Origin of the sequence: Streptomyces sp. NPDC090798 (assembly GCF_044768965.1) — a bacterium.
GTDB lineage: Bacteria > Actinomycetota > Actinomycetes > Streptomycetales > Streptomycetaceae > Streptomyces.
The window spans coordinates 52,671-67,959 of the sequence record NZ_JBIVXA010000022.1; the positions used below are offsets into that span (position 1 = coordinate 52,671).

Sequence of the window (15,289 nt, forward strand, 5' to 3'; positions counted from 1 at the left end):
GGTCGCAACGAGGACCTTCTGCGTGCCGACCTCGCTCGCGAGGTCACCGTCGGCTGACCGAGACGACGGTCACCAGAGCGAAAGCGGCACCGAGAAGGAACACGGCGCAAAGGCGCCGACGCAGTGCGCGGTACCTCGCCTCGTACTCGGCGCGCAGTTCCCGGCCGCGCCGTGCCGTCCGTCGCCAGGAGCGGCGGGTGAGCGTCAGGTAGGCGGCTGCGAAGCGTTCTTCCACCTCTTCGCGTTGAGTGTCCGTCAGCCAGGCCAGGGAATGGGTGAAACGAGCCGCTTCCGTCCGTCCCTCGGCCTTGGCGGCCTCGATGAGCAGATGGCCCTCCAGTTCGTTGATGAGTGCCCGCGGGGACGGCGGACGGTCGTCCATGGTCGTCATCGCAGTTCCTTCTGGGGCGTCTCCAGATGTGCGGCAGTGGCCGTGATCTCCGGGTGGTGCAGGTCGAAGGCCGGCGATTCGGAACGGATCCGCGGCAGCGTGAGGAAGTTGTGGCGCGGCGGCGGGCAGGACGTGGCCCACTCCAGTGAGCGGCCGTAGCCCCATGGGTCGTCGACCTCGACCTTCTCGCCGTACTTGGCGGTCTTCCAGATGTTGTAGAAGAACGGCAGGAGGGAACTGCCGAGAAGGAAGGAGAAGATGGTCGAGACGGTGTTGAGGGTGGTCAGGCCCTCCACCGCCAGATAGTCGGGGATACGGCGCTGCATTCCGTTCGCACCCAGCCAGTGCTGCACCAGGAACGTGCCGTGGAAGCCCACGAACAGCGTCCAGAAGGTGATCTTTCCGAGGCGCTCGTCGAGCATCTTGCCGGTGAACTTCGGCCACCAGAAATGGAATCCGGAGAACATCGCGAACACGACCGTACCGAAGATCACGTAGTGGAAGTGCGCCACCACGAAGTACGAGTCCGAGACCGGAAAGTCCATCGGCGGCGAGGCGAGCATCACACCGGTCAGACCGCCGAAGACGAAGGTGATCAGAAAGCCGGTCGCCCACAGCATAGGGGTCTCGAAACTCAGCGACCCCTTCCACATCGTTCCTATCCAGTTGAAGAACTTCACGCCCGTCGGCACCGCGATGAGGAACGTCATGAAGGAGAAGAACGGGAGCAGTACGCCACCGGTGACGTACATGTGGTGCGCCCACACGGTCACGGACAGACCGGCGATCGAGATCGTCGCGGCGATCAGGCCCATGTAGCCGAACATCGGCTTGCGGGAGAACACCGGGATGACCTCGGAGATGATTCCGAAGAACGGCAGGGCGATGATGTACACCTCCGGATGGCCGAAGAACCAGAAGAGGTGCTGCCAGAGCAGGGCACCGCCGTTCGCCGCGTCGAAGACGTGGGCACCGAACTTGCGGTCCGCCTCCAGCGCGAACAGCGCGGCGGCCAGTACGGGGAAGGCCAGCAGCACCAGAACACCCGTGAGCAGCACGTTCCACACGAAGATCGGCATGCGGAACATCGTCATGCCGGGGGCGCGCATGCAGACGATGGTCGTGATGAAGTTGACCGAGCCGAGGATCGTGCCGAAGCCGGAGAGCGCCAGACCCATGATCCACATGTCGGCGCCGGCACCGGGCGAGCGGACCGCGTCCGACAGCGGCGCGTACGCGAACCAGCCGAAGTCGGCCGCTCCCTGAGGCGTCAGGAACCCGCCCACGGCGATCAGCGAGCCGAGGAGATAGAGCCAGTACGCCAGCATGTTGAGCCGCGGGAACGCCACGTCGGGCGCGCCGATCTGCAGCGGCATGATCCAGTTCGCGAAACCGGCGAACAGCGGCGTCGCGAACATCAGCAGCATGATCGTGCCGTGCATCGTGAACGCCTGGTTGAACTGCTCGTTCGACATGATCTGAAGCCCCGGCCGGGCGAGTTCGGCGCGCATCAGCAGCGCCATCACCCCGCCGACGCAGAAGAAGCCGAACGCCGTGACCAGATACAGCGTGCCGATCGTCTTGTGATCCGTGGTGGTCAGCCACTTCACCGCGGCGAGTCCAGGACGCCTCCCACGCGCGGGAAGGGCTGCGGGCGGCGTCGTCACTGTGGTGCTTTCCATGCCCCGCCTGTGTCCGGCGCCGGGCCCACCGTCACACTGGAGTGAAGCGACGAGCGTCACACCCGCGGCTGTGACGATCGCGCACCTGCCGGACACCTACGGATCATGAGCAACGACGAGACCTTCGCCGCTGCCTATCGCGAGCACTACTGGGCGGTCAGCCGCTACGTGGCGAGGCGACTGGACGGCCGGAGCAGTGATGTCGAGGAGGTGGTGGCGGAGGTCTTCACCGTCGCCTGGCGGCGCCGGTCCGACCTCCCGCCGTCCCCGCTTCCCTGGCTGTACGGGGTGGCACGCCACTGCCTGGCCAACGCCGTACGCGGCTACGGGCGCCGCCGCAGGCTCCTCGACCGGATCGGCAACGACGAGAGCGCGCACGGCAGACAGGTCGTCGACAGCCCCGACTCCGCGTCGCCGGGCGACTGGGTGCACGAGGCGCTGGCCCGGCTCTCCCCGGCCGACCAGGAGGTACTGCGTCTCACCGCCTGGGAGGAACTCGGCGTCGACGAGGTCGCCGTCGCCCTCGGCTGCGGCAGTCGCGCCGCGGCCATGCGCCTGCACCGCGCCCGCCGCCGGCTCAGAGCCGAGATCGACCGTATGCACGTCACCGTGGCCGGGGGCACTGCCCCGCCCCGCCGCGACACCCCGAAGGAGCACGGCCATGGCTGACGAACTCGACATCCTGCGCCGCGCCAACCCGGTGCCGTCCACCGACCCCCGCTTCCACGACCGCCCCCTCGACCAGCACGCGGAGCGTCGCCTCAACCAACTCCTGCACGGCGAACGGCGCGGCACGCACCCCCGCCCGCTGCGCCGCTGGGTCTGGAGCGTCGGCACCGCGGCCGCCGTCGGTGTCGTCGTCCTGACGCTCACGCTGTCGGGATCGACCACCACCCCGGCCGTGGCCGCGCCCCGCCCGCTGATCGTCGAGGCGGGCTCCACCCCCCTACCCCTGGACCGGCTCGCCGACCGAGTGGCCGCGTCCGCCGGGTCGCAGCGGCTCGTCCAGGGCACCCACGTACAGACCTGGAGCATGAGCCTGACCTCCGGGCCGGGGGCCCGGCCGCCGATCACCCTCCCCGAGGAACGCGTGGTCCGCTGGAAGGCCGACGGCAGCCACACGGAACTCGTGGTGGCGACCGACCCCCGCCATCCGGGCAGGCCGGTCGTGACCGACGCCGACCCCGTCCCCCGCACGGTCGAGGACGGGCATGTCCTCAGTCGGCAGACCTACCCGCCGAGCTGGAGCGACGCCCCGCCGATGGCCCGGCCGCCGCACGACGCCGAGCGGCTGCGCGCCTATCTCGAGGAGATCGACCGCACTGAGGCGATGGGCACATCCCAACTTCTGGACGCCGTCGCCGAGTTGCTGGGCAACTGGACGCTCGGCGCCCGCGAGGACGCCGCGCTCGTCCGCGTCCTCGCCGGCGCGAAGGGGCTGCGCCCGGCCGGAGTGGTCACCGACCGGCTGGGCAGGCAGGGACAGGCGTACGTGTACGACGACACCACGTACTCCGCGCGCCGGATGCTGGTCCTCGACCCGAGGAGCGGCGCCGTACTCGGGATCGAGGACACCGTCACCAAGGACGATCCCGAGTACGGCGTCAAGGCCGGGGACGTGATGTCGTACAGCGCGTGGATGCGCTGAGCGGACCCGAAGCTCTGTCAGCGAAGCCGAATCGCTTTACCGGAGGCCGAGTTGGCGCTCGGCCCCGGTCACGGTCTGCTCCAGCAGGACCGCGATCGTCATCGGGCCGACACCGCCCGGCACCGGCGTGATCAGCCGGGCCCGCTCGCGGGCGGTGTCGAAGTCGACATCGCCGACGTTCCCGGGGTTGTAGCCCGCGTCGATCACGACGGCTCCCGGCTTGATGTCCTCACCGCGGATCAGCCGGGGCCGGCCCACGGCGGCCACCACGATGTCCGCCTCGCGTACGACCGAGGAGAGACCGGTCGTCCGCGAGTGGCAGTAGGTCACCGTCGCGTCGCGACCGAGCAGCAGCATCCCGACCGGCTTGCCGAGGATCGCGCTGCGCCCCACCACGACGGCACGCCGGCCCGCCGGGTCGACGTCGTACTCGTCGAGGAGCCGCATGATGCCGCCCGGGGTGCAGGACACGAAGCCCGGCAGCCCGAAGCTCATCGCCGAGTACGAGCTGAGCGTCACCCCGTCGACGTCCTTTTCCGGCGCGATGGCCTCGAACGCTGCCCGCTCGTCGATGTGCGGCCCGACGGGGTGCTGGAGCAGGATGCCGTGCACGGTCGGGTCGTCCGACAGCGCCTTCAGCGTGTCGACCAGTTCGGCCGTGGTGGTGTCGACGGGCAGGGCGACGTGCCGGGACTCGATGCCGGCCTTGCGGCTGCGGTTCTGCTTCATCCGGACGTAGGTGACCGAGGCGGGATCCTCGCCGACCAGCACCGTCGCGAGACACGGCGCCACCCCCGTGCGCCGGGTGAGTTCGGCCGCGCGCTTCGCGGTCTCCTCGACGACGCGGCGCGCGAGACCCGCGCCGTCCATGAGCTGGGCCTGGGACATGAGCTACTCCTGAGCGTCGCTGACACAATCGCCCAGGCGCGCGGCAAAGACCCGTTCGTCAGGCCGCTCCCCGGTGGTACTCCACCTCAGCGCCAGTCACGGCCCGCGACCAGGGTAGCTCGTACGATCAGCTGTCCGACTCGGCGGCAGCGGGCGGCGCCGTCGGGTCGACCCCGGCCAGGAACCCCCTGGCCTGAGCCTCGGTGGTCACGGCGCCGATGGCCCCGGCCCAGCGGGCGACCTCGCGGACCAGCGCGACGGCCCCGGCCTCGTCGCCCGCGTCGCGTGCCAGCACCGCCAGGAGCAGCTGCTGCGAGAGGGTGCCGGGGACGGTTCCGGACCGGGCGCCGAGCTCGGCCGCCCTGCTCCAGCGCTCCCGCGCCCGTGCGTGGTCACCGTGGTCGTGGTCGTGATCACCGAGGTGCCGCAACGCTTCACGCGCCAGCAGGTCGTCACCGGAGCCGGGTGAGCCGCCCGCTTCACCTTCTTCACCCGCCTCAGCCGCCTCACCCGCTTCACCGGCGCGCAGCGCGGCTTCGTAGTGGCCGGGCGCCAGGTCCCGCTCGGCGAAGAGATTGTCGGCGACGAGGCCCAGATACATCTCGGCCCAGCCCCGGCGCACCTCGTCCGGGGCCTGGCCGCGGAGCCGCTCGGCGTGCGTGCGGAGGGCGGCGAGCGCGTCCGGGTCCTTGCCGTCGGGTCCGGCACGGAAGGCACCGTCGACGCGCACCCGCCCGAGGTAGCCGTGGCGCAGCCGGAGGGAGTCCAGGTCCCAGCGGATGCCGGGGTGCGCCTCATCGGAGGGCTTCCCGGCGAGGCTCTCGATGAGCACCTCGACGAGCTCCTCGGCGGCGGCGAGCCGTGGCCCGGCGAGGGTCGTCCCGCCGAACCAGTCCCTCTCCAGGGCGACTTCGGCGGCGGCCACGGCGAGGTGTGCACGGGCCAGCGGATCGGTCGCCTCGGCGGAGTCGAGCAGGCGCGTCGCGCGCTCCCAGCGACCGCCGATCCTCAACTCCCTTGCAACGGCGATGAGTTCGTCGAGCGCCACGACCGTACGAAGGGTACTTGCGGTGTTCGTCATGGCAGGGAAAGTAGTAATCAGAAAAACTATCCACAAGAAAACTATCTACGGAGGGGCGCATGGAAGATGTGAAGGCGGCTGACGTGAAGGCGGATGAGGGGAAGGGCGCGCGGGGGCAGGTTTGGGCGGCGGACTCGGTCGACCGGCACGTCGCGGTCTGGGCGAAGGAACTCGACTGGGTGGACCCGGTCAAGGAGGAGATCTTCGTCCGGCTCGCGATCCTGGCCCGGCACGCGGCCCAGGCCCGCCGGGACATGCTCGACTCCGGCGGGTTGCAGCACTGGCAGTTCAAGGTGCTGCTGATGCTGCGCAGACTCGGCCCGCCCTACGCGGCGAGCCCCTCGCAGCTCGCCGACATGGTCGGGCTGACCCGCGGCGCCCTGTCGGCGCGGCTCGGTCCGCTGGAGGAGGCGGGGCTGATCGCCCGTACCCATCACACGGCCGACCGGCGTCGCGTGGAGGTGCGGCTCACCGACGCCGGATACGCCGCGTTCGAACGGCACGCGGTGTCGGAGGACCGGGGTGAGAACGCGCTGCTCGCAGTACTGACCCCAGCAGAGAAGCGGAAGCTCGCAGACCTGCTGCGGAAACTGGTCGTGGCAGCCGAGGCCGCCCCGGGCGCGAGCGCCCCATCGCGGCCTTCGCCGAGAAGGTCCAGGTCAGGCGAGAGTTGATCTGGACCTTCGGCCAGTTCCTTCCTACTCGTCCCATGCCTGCAGCAGCGTGTGTTCGACGATCTTGCCGTCGCGCAGCGAGACCATCGAGCTGGCGAGTACCCGCACGCCGTCCGGGTACTGGCAGGACTCGGTGAACGCCACGTGGTCGCCCTGGACGACACACTCTTCCAACTTGTGGGTCATGTCGCGGCTGTAGACGTCGTTGAGCATCTCGGCGATCTCGCCGCGACCGTGTTTGATCATCGGGTGGCTTGGCTGGGTGTTGCGGTCGACGATGGTCATTTCCGCGTCGTCCGCGTAGAGCGACAGGAGATCCGCCGCACTGTGTCCTTCTATGCCCCGCCGTAGCGCTTCGGTGTCGAAGGCGGGGCCTGCCATGGTGCCCATGTCGACCTCCTTGGAAGGCCGCGGTCCAGTAAGGAGGGGACCGCGAAGGGCCTCTCTACCGAGCGTCCTCCGCCCCATGCCCCACGGCAAGCCCAGCAGGTGCGATGCGCCTCTCGGGTGAGGAGCGGGGGACGGCCGTGACCGCGCGCCGTCCGGGACCGTTGCTGCAAGCATGATCTCAACACGACGTATGGTCGCCGCCGTTGGTCTCGCCGTCGGTGTCACGGGCCTTGCCGCGCCGATGGCGTCCGCGGCCGCCGCCGATGCCCCGGACGCGGGGAAGCTGAACCCGATCACCCAGCTCGACGCGCTCGCCGTCAGCGACATCCCCGCGCAGCACCAGGCCGACATCCCGCGGATCGCCGACCAACTGGCCGGACTCAACCGTCTGAACGACCTCAACCAGTTGCACCAGGTCACCGACCTGGTCGCCCCCGTCACCGGACTCCTCCCGGGCCTCCAGGCCTAGGTCCTGTCCGCCCGTGCCGTTCGCGTCTGCCCCTGGCATCCCGTGCCGGGGGCAGACGCTTATGGGGTGGGCCGAGTGAAGGAAACTTCGTACGAAGAACGCGCGGCGGTCCGCTCTCCTCAGCCCGCCGTCGCGAGGAACTGGGTCGCGGCCAGCTCCGCGTAGAGCGGGTCCCCGGCCACCAGTTCCCGGTGGGTACCCACGGCGCGTACGCGGCCGGCGTCCATGACGACGATACGGTCGGCCATCGTCACGGTGGACAGCCGGTGCGCGACCACCAGGACCGTGGTCGTACGGGCCACATCGGCGACCGTGTCGCGCAGCGCGGCCTCGTTCACCGCGTCGAGCTGTGAGGTCGCCTCGTCCAGGAGCAGCAGGCGGGGGTGACGCAGCAGCGCGCGGGCGATCGCGACCCGCTGGCGTTCGCCGCCGGACAGTTTGGTGCCGCGGTGCCCGACGAGGGTGTCCAGGCCGCGCGGCAGCCGGGCGACCAGCCCGTCGAGCCGGGTCGTCTTCAGCACACGAGTGACATCGGCGTCGTCGGCCTCCGGGTTGCCCAGCAGCAGGTTGTCGCGCAGGGAACCGGACAGGACCGGGGCGTCCTGCTCCACGTACCCGATGGCCGACCGGAGCCGGGGCAGGTCCCACTCCTCCAGGGGACGGCCATCGACCGTGATGACGCCCGCCTCGGGGTCGTAGAACCGCTCGATCAGCGAGAACACGGTGGTCTTGCCGGCGCCGGAGGGGCCGACGAACGCGGTCATGCCGCGGGCCGGGACGGCGAAGGTCACGCCGTGGTGGACGTACGGCAGGTCGTCGGCGTACCGGAAGCGGACGTCGTCGAAGGCGAGCGCGGCCGGCGCGGAGCCGGGGGCCGGCAGGGGCGCGGGCAGCGCGTCCGGTTCGGCGGGCAGCCGCAGCGCCTCCTGGATGCGGGCGAGCGCGGCGGCGCCCGTCTGGTACTGGGTGATCGCGCCGACGACCTGCTGGATCGGCGACATCAGATAGAAGACGTAGAGGAGGAAGGCGACCAGCGTGCCGACTTCGATCGCACCGGTCGCGACCCGTGCACCGCCCACCGCGAGGACCGTGATGAAGGCGATCTGCATCGCGAGACCGGCCGTGTTGCCCGCGGCCGCCGACCACTTGGCGGCCCGTACGCTCTGCCGCCAGGACTCCTCGGCCGCCGCGTGGATGGTCTGCTCCTCCCGGTGCTCGGCACCCGACGCCTTGACCGTGCGCAGCGCGCCCAGGATCCGCTCCAGCGAGGCGCCCATCACGCCGACGGCGTCCTGCGCCTGCTTGCTGGCCCGGTTGATGCGCGGCACGATCACGCCGAGCACCGTACCCGCGCAAAGGATCACTCCCAGGGTGACGCCGAGCAGTACCACGTCGACCAGGCCCATCATCACCACCGTCGCCACCAGGGTGAGACCGCCGGTGCCGATGCCCACGAGTGAATCGGTGGTCACCTCGCGCAGCAGCGTGGTGTCGGAGGTGATGCGGGCCATCAGGTCGCCCGGTTCGCTGCGGTCCACGGCCGGTATCCGCAGCCGCAGCAGATACGAGGAAAGGGCGCGCCGCGCGCCGAGCACCACCGACTCGGCGGTGCGCCGCAGTACGTACGAACCCAGCGCCCCCACCGCGGCGTTGGTGACCACCAGCGCCGCCATACCGATGAGCGCCCGCCCGATGGACCGGTCGTGCGACAGGTCGTCGATGAGCCCCCGCGCCACCAGCGGCAGCACCAGACCCGTGGCGCCGGTCGTCAGTGCCAGCAACGCGCCCGCCAGCAGCGCCCATCTGTGCGGTCGTACGTACCCGAGAAGCAGCCGCCAGGCGGGCGGTCCGGCGTACGGCTCTGCGATGCTCACGGTGCTCCTAGCGGGAGTTCGGTGCGGAGTATTCAGGCTACGTCGGCGCGGCCCCCGGAGGGGAACGGGTCACCCGCCGCGCGAGGAGGACCGGTCGCGGACCATGACGAGCCCGCGCCGGCAGAGAGTGCGCGGGCTCGGTATCAGAGCCGAGCTTTCACGGAGCGAATCCCCAATACCTTTCAGGAACCCTTGCCAGTCCTCCCCGTTGACACCCCGCACCCGCCCTTCTAGGGTCACGCCTACGTCCGAACGTGTGACGAAATTTCGAACGGTTGAAAGGCAACTGCCCTGCGCGCCACCGGAGTTGGAACACACGTGGACGTAACGTCGCGGTGGGGCCTGACGTGCGTTCAGGTGTGCACCGGCAGAGGGGCCACGCGAATCGACGAGACCCGGATGCCTGGGCTGCGCCGACGCGCCGATCGGCGAACCGTGAGACATCGAGGCTCCTGAGCCCCCACTCACCATTGTTTGCGGCCAACCTGACCATCAGTCACATCGCAAGGGAATACGGGTAGTTCACTCCCATGGAGATGCGCACCAAAGGCCCCGACGACCTCGGCTGCCGCGTGCGCATCTGCACGGTCGCCGAGCTGATCCGCCGTGGCGCGCCGCTGTACCTGAAGTTCGGCCTGTCCAGGGCGCCCGGAATCCGCCCGTGCGGCGCCCCTACGCGGGGCCCTGAGCCTGGACGCGGCACGGCCGACTCGCGCTCGATCTGCTCGTCGCGCGCCCGGCTCGCTCAATCGCCGCTCTCTCACCGACATCTGTTATGCCGTCATCTTTCTCAACGACGAGAAGAACAAGGAACGATCACCATGCGCAATCGCAGAGCCGCCCTCGCCGCCCTCGCCGGAACTGCCTCCGTCGCCCTCACCATGTCCGCCTGCGGGGGCCAGAACAGCACGGGCAGCTCCAAGGGCGGCACCATCGGCATCGCCATGCCGACCCAGGCCTCCGAGCGCTGGATCACCGACGGCAAGAGCGTCGTCAAGGACCTGCAGGCCAACGGGTACAAGACCAAGCTGGTCTACGGCGAGAACGACCCGGCGACCCAGGTCTCACAGATCGAGAACCTGATCACGCAGGGCGTCAGCGCACTGATCATCGCGGCCATCGACAACAAGTCGCTGAACAAGGTGCTCCAGCGGGCCGCCGACGCCGACATCCCGGTGATCTCCTACGACCGGCTCATCCTCGGCACCAAGAACGTCACCTACTACGCCTCCTTCGACAACGAGCAGGTCGGCCGGCTCCAGGCCCGCTTCATCATCGACAAGCTCGGCCTGGAGCACGGCAAGGGCCCGTTCAACGTCGAGCTGTTCGCCGGCTCCAGCGACGACAACAACACCAAGTACTTCTTCAGCGGCGCGTTGCACCTCCTGCAGCCGTTCCTGGACAGCAGGCAACTGGTCGTCCAGTCCGGTCAGACCGCCCTCAACCAGGTCACCACCCTGCGCTGGGACGGCGCCACCGCGCAGAAGCGCATGAACGACATCCTCACCACGTCGTACAAGACCAGGAAGGTGGACGCGGTCCTGTCGCCGTACGACGGTATCTCCATCGGCGTCCTGGCAGCGCTGAGGTCGGACGACTACGGCTCGCTCAGCAAGCCCCTCCCGGTCATCACGGGGCAGGACGCCGAACTGGCCTCGGTGAAGTCGATCATTGCGGGTCAGCAGTCGCAGACCGTCTACAAGGACAGCCGCCTGCTCGCCGACGTCGCCGCGAACATGGTCGACGACGTGCTCAACAAGAGGAAGCCGCAGCTCAACGACACCAGGACCTATGACAACGGAGCCAAGGTCGTGCCCGCCTACCTGCTGCAGCCCATCAGCGTCGACAAGACCAACTACGACAGTGTCCTGGTCGCGGGCGGCTACTACACCGACGCCGAGCTGAAGTAGCCCCACGACCACGGCGGAACCCGCCGTCTCGACAAGGAGTGTTCTTCGCGCCGTTGGAACCACTCGGCATCCGGCCCGCCGCCGGGTCGAGCCGGGGCGGAGCGGGGCCGCCCCGGGCGGCGCCTCGAGAAGGGGGCCACGAACACCCTGGCCGCGCTGAAGCCGATCGGCCCCGCCTGCCCGGAGGGCGCCCCGATTCATGGGTGGACCACCTCGCGGCCGGGGACCGGCCGGTGCTCGAGGCCGGCGCCCGTCGGTCGCTGCAGCGCACGCACGAGGTCGATCCCTCGGCCGCCCAGGCTGATCTCGTCGAAACGGCGGGTCTTTCTGCGGGTGGTGTCCTCGTGGCCCGGCACCAGCTCCGCGATCGCTGCGGCCCAGCGGGTCAACCGCCGGTCAGGACCTAGTGCCGCAACAGGCAACGTTCGCCCTGTCGCGACGCCCGGCACGCACTCTCGCCGCACCAGCCGAAGACCCAAGTACGTCCAGTACGAGGGCCTCCGGCCGGCACGCCGAGAGCACGCACCGGACGCCGCTCCTTGACGGGCAAACGTTGCCTGCCGCGGCACTAGGCGCGTGTCTCGGCCTGTCGGTCGAGGGTTGGCCGTGGCTCGTTGGGCCTGCTGGTTCACTTTTGGCCCCACTGATCCGTTCCCGACTCAGGTGACCCGACTGGTTGGCGCCGTGTCGCCATGCCCGGTCGGCCCGCACGCTCTGTATATGGGGGTTGTCGAGGAGGGGCCGCGCCGGATTGGCGCGCGGCAGGTGTTCAGGTGTCCGCGTTGCGGGCTGCCGCAGGATCGGTTGCCGACGTTGGAGCATGACTGGGTGCTGCTGGAGCCGGGGGTGGACGTGCCGGCACACCTGGTGCCGGCGGAGCATCGGTGGATAGTGCTGTCGGACGGCCGGGTCACGGTGTACGGGGTGTGCCCGGCGGATCCGGCGCAGCGGTGCCGGATCGAGCACCGGCTGGCGTGCCCGCGGCAGGAGCTGCCGGACCTGTGGCGGTGGCTGACGGCGATGCGGCTGGAGAACGCGCGCCGGTCGGAGCGGTTGCTGGATCCGCCGCCGACCCCGGCGCCGCCGCCGGCTGTCGAATTGCCGGACGTCGGGTAGGCGGTCCGTTCGGCCTATGTCCCGCAGCTGCCGGTGATGTTCGCTGAATGTGCCGCTCCGTGAGATCGCGGATCGCCGCGGCGGGCGGGCCCCGCGAACACGAGCGTAGCCGCATGCCCTGATCAGGCCTTGGTCGTGTCGTGTCACCCGTCGCGGAAGCGGTGGAGGCGGCGGCCGCGGAGCGGGAGCCGACGAGCGGCGGGCGCGGCTCCGCGTAGGGGGCATGGACCACCCTGTCCATGCCCCCTGCACGAGGCGGCCTACGGTGCGTCCACCACCGTGCCCGTCAGCACGGGATGGCCGGGAAGCGGTTCGGCGTTGTCGTCGGTCAGTGCGAGGCGTACCGACTCGGCCGGCTCGGCCAGTTGGTCCGTCACCGTCGGCACGGTGAAGTCGGCGGTGGTGGTCCCGGCCGGAATGTCCGTCCACACCCACAGGTTCGCCCGGGAGAGTGGGCGCTCCGGGTCGGGGAGTTCACCGGCGTAGTCCATCAGCCACCGTGGGTCCACGTCCTTGGTGGACAGCTCGGCGCCCTCGGTGACCGGAAGCACCCGGACCGGCTGCGAGATGTCCACGTCGGCGGGCTCGGAGAGGGAGATCCGCCACGTCAGCGTCCCTCCCTCGGTCACCCGGTCCGTGACCGGCGTCAGGGTGACCGCGGGCGCGGGGTCGTCGTTCACCGCCGTGACCCCGCCCCGGTACGAGCCGATGACGGCGCCGTGCACGGCCTTCGCGACGACGTCGTGATGCTCGTCGTAGCCGAAGCGTGTGTCGCCCTTCACCTCCACGGGCACGTCGATGGGGTCGCTGCCCGGCCGTACCGTGACCAGCCTGTCCTTGGCCTGCCCGGTGTCCGGGTCGAGGACGGAGAAGCGGACCTTGCCGCTGCCGTGCCCGGAGACCTGGACCGGGATGTGGTACGTGAGGGTGCCCGAGTCGCCCTCCTTGACGGTCAGCCGGCCGATGTCGACGCGCGGCAACGTCGCGGCCCCGGCCGCCGGGGTACCGGGGGCCCAGCCCCAGGCATCCATCAGCCAGGCCTGTCCTGACGGTGAACGCGGGGTCAGTTCAAGGGACTTGACGTGCCTCAGGTCGAGGCCGGCGCGGGTGGCCGCGGTCAGCGGGACGCGCAGCTCGCGCGCCCAGTAGGAGGCGGTGCGGTCGGTGCCCGGCAGCCCGTCGACCTGGACCTGCCCGAGCTCGGCCCGGCGGCCGTTGGAGTCGGTGACGGCCACGTCCAGCTTGGTGCCGGTCGTGTTCGGCGGCACGAACACCCGCAGCGCCAGACTCTTGGCACCGGAGAGGGACACCGGAGCGGCGGGGCGGATCTTTGTCGCCGCGCCCGGCGCCGACCACGTCAGCGCGACCGCGCCGCGGCCGGCCTCCTTCTCCGTCCACCACCGCGCGAAGTGCGGCGACCTCCCCGCGGCGTCGGGGGCGAGGCATGCCACGGCCGGGTCGGGGTCGAGCGCCGAGCACAGCCTGCCGCCGGTCACCTTCACCGGGGCGTCGGGCAGGAAGCCGCCCGTGCGGTGGGCGCCGACCGCGTGGGTCAGCACGCGGGCAGGGCCCGCCGAGGGGGCGCGCCGGCCCGAGCCGTCGAGCAGCGGGCGCACCCGGTCGTCGCCGGCGACGAACAGCCGAGCCGCGGCGGCGATGTAGGCGGCGCCCGCCTGGTGCTGCTGGTCGGCGGTCAGCCGGGTGCGGGTGCCCGTGGAGCACACCGGGTCGGGCTGCTGTTGCGGGTCGTCCCAGAAGTCGTCGAAGGAGGGTGCCTCGGACTTGCCCGGCGTCCACTCGGTGTTGAAGAAGTTGTGGTTGGCGCCGACGACGTAGACGGCGCTGTGCAGCGCGGTGCCTCGGCTGACCCCGCGCGTCCCGTCGACGTACACCTCGCCCTGGAGGTCGGAGACGTCACCGTCGCAGCCGGGGAGGATCGTCGTGGACGGCACGTCGGCCACCGGATTCTGGCCGAAGATCGTCGGTCCGATGAGGACGGTCCCGCGGATCTTCCAGCGCACCGGGCCTCGGTAGCCGTCCTGCGCGGCGGGCGGCGGGTAGAGGCTGTCCATGGCGGCCCGGTTGACGCCCTCGCCGCCGCGCGAGTGGCCGACGAGCAGGACGCGGGACAGGTCTGCCTTGGCCGCGTCGGGCACGGCCGCCGGGGCGGTGCCCGGGTGGGCGGCCCAGCCGGCCCACTTGGCCAGGTGCTGCCGCACCAGCGAGGAGCGCGCCTGCGCACCGCCGTCCTCGACGTCCCCGTCCTGGCCGTTGATGCCGTTCGCCGAGATCGACACCGTCACATAGCCCTGGGAGGCCAGCAGCTTCTGGTCCTTCAGATAGCCCTTGTGGCTCGGGATCGGCTGGGTGCCGGCCGAGCAGGGCCACTCAAGGGTCACGTCGTCCTCGGACCCGCCCGGCTTGAAGCAGGTGGGGTGGCGGCCGTGGAGGAACAGGGCGAGGGGTCGCTTGCCGGTGGCGCCGGTGGGCGCGACGACGACACCCTGCATCTCGACCGGCTGGGCGAAGCCGGGCAGCTTCACCGGGTCGAGGTGGTACTCGCCGGTGACCGTGCGGTATCCGCCCGGCCTGCCCGGGTCCACGGCGTTCGCCGGGAGTGGGGCCGGGGGCCGCCCGGCCTTCAGGGAGTCCTTCGGTTTCTTGCCGGTGTTGTCGGCGGGCGCGTCCAACCGGCGTCCGGCCGCCAGGACTTGAAGGTCCTTGAGCGGGGTGGCTCCGTGGAGAGCGAGCCGGAACGTGTGGCCGTCCTTGGCCGCCTTCGGTAAGCCGAGCAGCCGGCCGGCCGCGTGGAACTCGACGCGGGCGTCGCCCACGGGCACGGCCCTGTCCGACCGCCAGACCAGCTCACGCGCGACGCCCTCCCCGGTGACGCGCCAGCCCGGCGGCAGCGCGCTGTCCGTCTTCTCCGCCAATGGCTCTACCTGGGCCGGATGTTGGGCCTGGGCCAGTCCCGGTGAGCCCGCCAGGGCCGCGAGAACGGCCACGGCGGTGACCGCTATTCGCCGGGTACGGTTCAAGGATCCCCTCCTCGCACTTCGAGCGCGGGCGTCCCGTCGGTACCGGGAACCCCTCGCGCCTCGAAGGAAGCGAAACGGGACCTGTGGGTTGCCTGTGCCAGGGAAGTGCGCCCGCGCAGGACAAGAAT

General features: G+C 70.5%; 14 protein-coding genes and 1 riboswitch. Of the genes, 6 read left to right on the plus strand and 8 right to left on the minus strand.

All coding sequences use genetic code 11. The annotated features are described in order from the left end of the window. Positions 1-43: 43 nt before the first annotated feature. Positions 44-391: a hypothetical protein gene (locus tag ACIQTP_RS35880; protein ID WP_403407858.1), complete on the minus strand. Its 348-nt coding sequence runs from the start codon at positions 389-391 to the stop codon at positions 44-46. Continuing rightward, positions 388-2,073, minus strand: coding sequence for a cytochrome c oxidase subunit I (gene ctaD, locus ACIQTP_RS35885; protein WP_403407860.1), 1,686 nt, complete (start codon positions 2,071-2,073; stop codon positions 388-390). Before ctaD ends, ACIQTP_RS35880 begins: the two co-directional genes overlap by 4 nt. 105 nt (positions 2,074-2,178) lie before the next feature. Between ctaD and ACIQTP_RS35890 the strand changes: the two genes are divergently transcribed. Together ACIQTP_RS35890 and ACIQTP_RS35895 are read left to right on the plus strand one after the other, a co-directional pair. Then, positions 2,179-2,742, plus strand: coding sequence for an RNA polymerase sigma factor (locus ACIQTP_RS35890; protein WP_402032991.1), 564 nt, complete (start codon positions 2,179-2,181; stop codon positions 2,740-2,742). After that, positions 2,735-3,721: a CU044_5270 family protein gene (locus ACIQTP_RS35895; protein ID WP_403407862.1), complete on the plus strand. Its 987-nt coding sequence runs from the start codon at positions 2,735-2,737 to the stop codon at positions 3,719-3,721. Before ACIQTP_RS35890 ends, ACIQTP_RS35895 begins: the two co-directional genes overlap by 8 nt. Positions 3,722-3,757: 36 nt before the next feature. Here the strand turns inward: ACIQTP_RS35895 and ACIQTP_RS35900 are convergent, their stop codons facing one another. Both ACIQTP_RS35900 and ACIQTP_RS35905 read right to left on the minus strand, forming a co-directional pair. Next, positions 3,758-4,609 carry a bifunctional 5,10-methylenetetrahydrofolate dehydrogenase/5,10-methenyltetrahydrofolate cyclohydrolase gene (locus ACIQTP_RS35900; protein WP_403407864.1) on the minus strand — a complete coding sequence of 284 codons (852 nt, stop codon included), beginning with the start codon at positions 4,607-4,609 and terminating at the stop codon, positions 3,758-3,760. Between the two features lie 23 nt (positions 4,610-4,632). Then, positions 4,633-4,719: riboswitch (ZMP/ZTP riboswitch) on the minus strand. Positions 4,720-4,736: 17 nt separating this feature from the next. Next, positions 4,737-5,690, minus strand: coding sequence for a hypothetical protein (locus ACIQTP_RS35905; RefSeq protein ID WP_403407867.1), 954 nt, complete (start codon positions 5,688-5,690; stop codon positions 4,737-4,739). Positions 5,691-5,749: 59 nt separating this feature from the next. Between ACIQTP_RS35905 and ACIQTP_RS35910 the strand changes: the two genes are divergently transcribed. Next, positions 5,750-6,364, plus strand: a complete 615-nt coding sequence (locus ACIQTP_RS35910; protein ID WP_403407869.1) for a MarR family winged helix-turn-helix transcriptional regulator — start codon at positions 5,750-5,752, stop codon at positions 6,362-6,364. Positions 6,365-6,388: 24 nt separating this feature from the next. Here ACIQTP_RS35910 and ACIQTP_RS35915 read toward each other — a convergent pair whose 3' ends face one another. Continuing rightward, entirely contained in the window at positions 6,389-6,754 is a 366-nt protein-coding gene (locus ACIQTP_RS35915) for a nuclear transport factor 2 family protein (RefSeq protein ID WP_351296380.1), read from the minus strand. A gap of 172 nt (positions 6,755-6,926) precedes the next feature. Here ACIQTP_RS35915 and ACIQTP_RS35920 point away from each other — a divergent pair, with 172 nt between their 5' ends. After that, positions 6,927-7,223, plus strand: a complete 297-nt coding sequence (locus ACIQTP_RS35920; protein WP_403407871.1) for a hypothetical protein — start codon at positions 6,927-6,929, stop codon at positions 7,221-7,223. Positions 7,224-7,342: 119 nt separating this feature from the next. On the opposite strand, the gene ACIQTP_RS35925 is transcribed toward ACIQTP_RS35920, so the two are convergent. After that, entirely contained in the window at positions 7,343-9,097 is a 1,755-nt protein-coding gene (locus ACIQTP_RS35925) for an ABC transporter ATP-binding protein (protein WP_403407873.1), read from the minus strand. 821 nt (positions 9,098-9,918) lie between these two features. Between ACIQTP_RS35925 and chvE the strand changes: the two genes are divergently transcribed. Continuing rightward, the gene (gene chvE, locus ACIQTP_RS35930; RefSeq protein ID WP_403407875.1) at positions 9,919-11,007 is read left to right on the plus strand and encodes a multiple monosaccharide ABC transporter substrate-binding protein; all 1,089 of its coding nucleotides are present in this window, start codon (positions 9,919-9,921) and stop codon (positions 11,005-11,007) included. A 197-nt stretch (positions 11,008-11,204) separates the two neighbouring features. Here the strand turns inward: chvE and ACIQTP_RS35935 are convergent, their stop codons facing one another. Next, positions 11,205-11,396, minus strand: coding sequence for a hypothetical protein (locus ACIQTP_RS35935; protein ID WP_403407877.1), 192 nt, complete (start codon positions 11,394-11,396; stop codon positions 11,205-11,207). Between the two features lie 331 nt (positions 11,397-11,727). Between ACIQTP_RS35935 and ACIQTP_RS35940 the strand changes: the two genes are divergently transcribed. Beyond that, complete coding sequence (locus ACIQTP_RS35940; RefSeq protein WP_403407879.1) at positions 11,728-12,123, plus strand: DUF6083 domain-containing protein; 396 nt, start codon at positions 11,728-11,730, stop codon at positions 12,121-12,123. 260 nt (positions 12,124-12,383) lie between these two features. On the opposite strand, the gene ACIQTP_RS35945 is transcribed toward ACIQTP_RS35940, so the two are convergent. Beyond that, positions 12,384-15,161 carry an alpha/beta hydrolase family protein gene (locus ACIQTP_RS35945; RefSeq protein ID WP_403407881.1) on the minus strand — a complete coding sequence of 926 codons (2,778 nt, stop codon included), beginning with the start codon at positions 15,159-15,161 and terminating at the stop codon, positions 12,384-12,386. Positions 15,162-15,289: the final 128 nt, after the last annotated feature.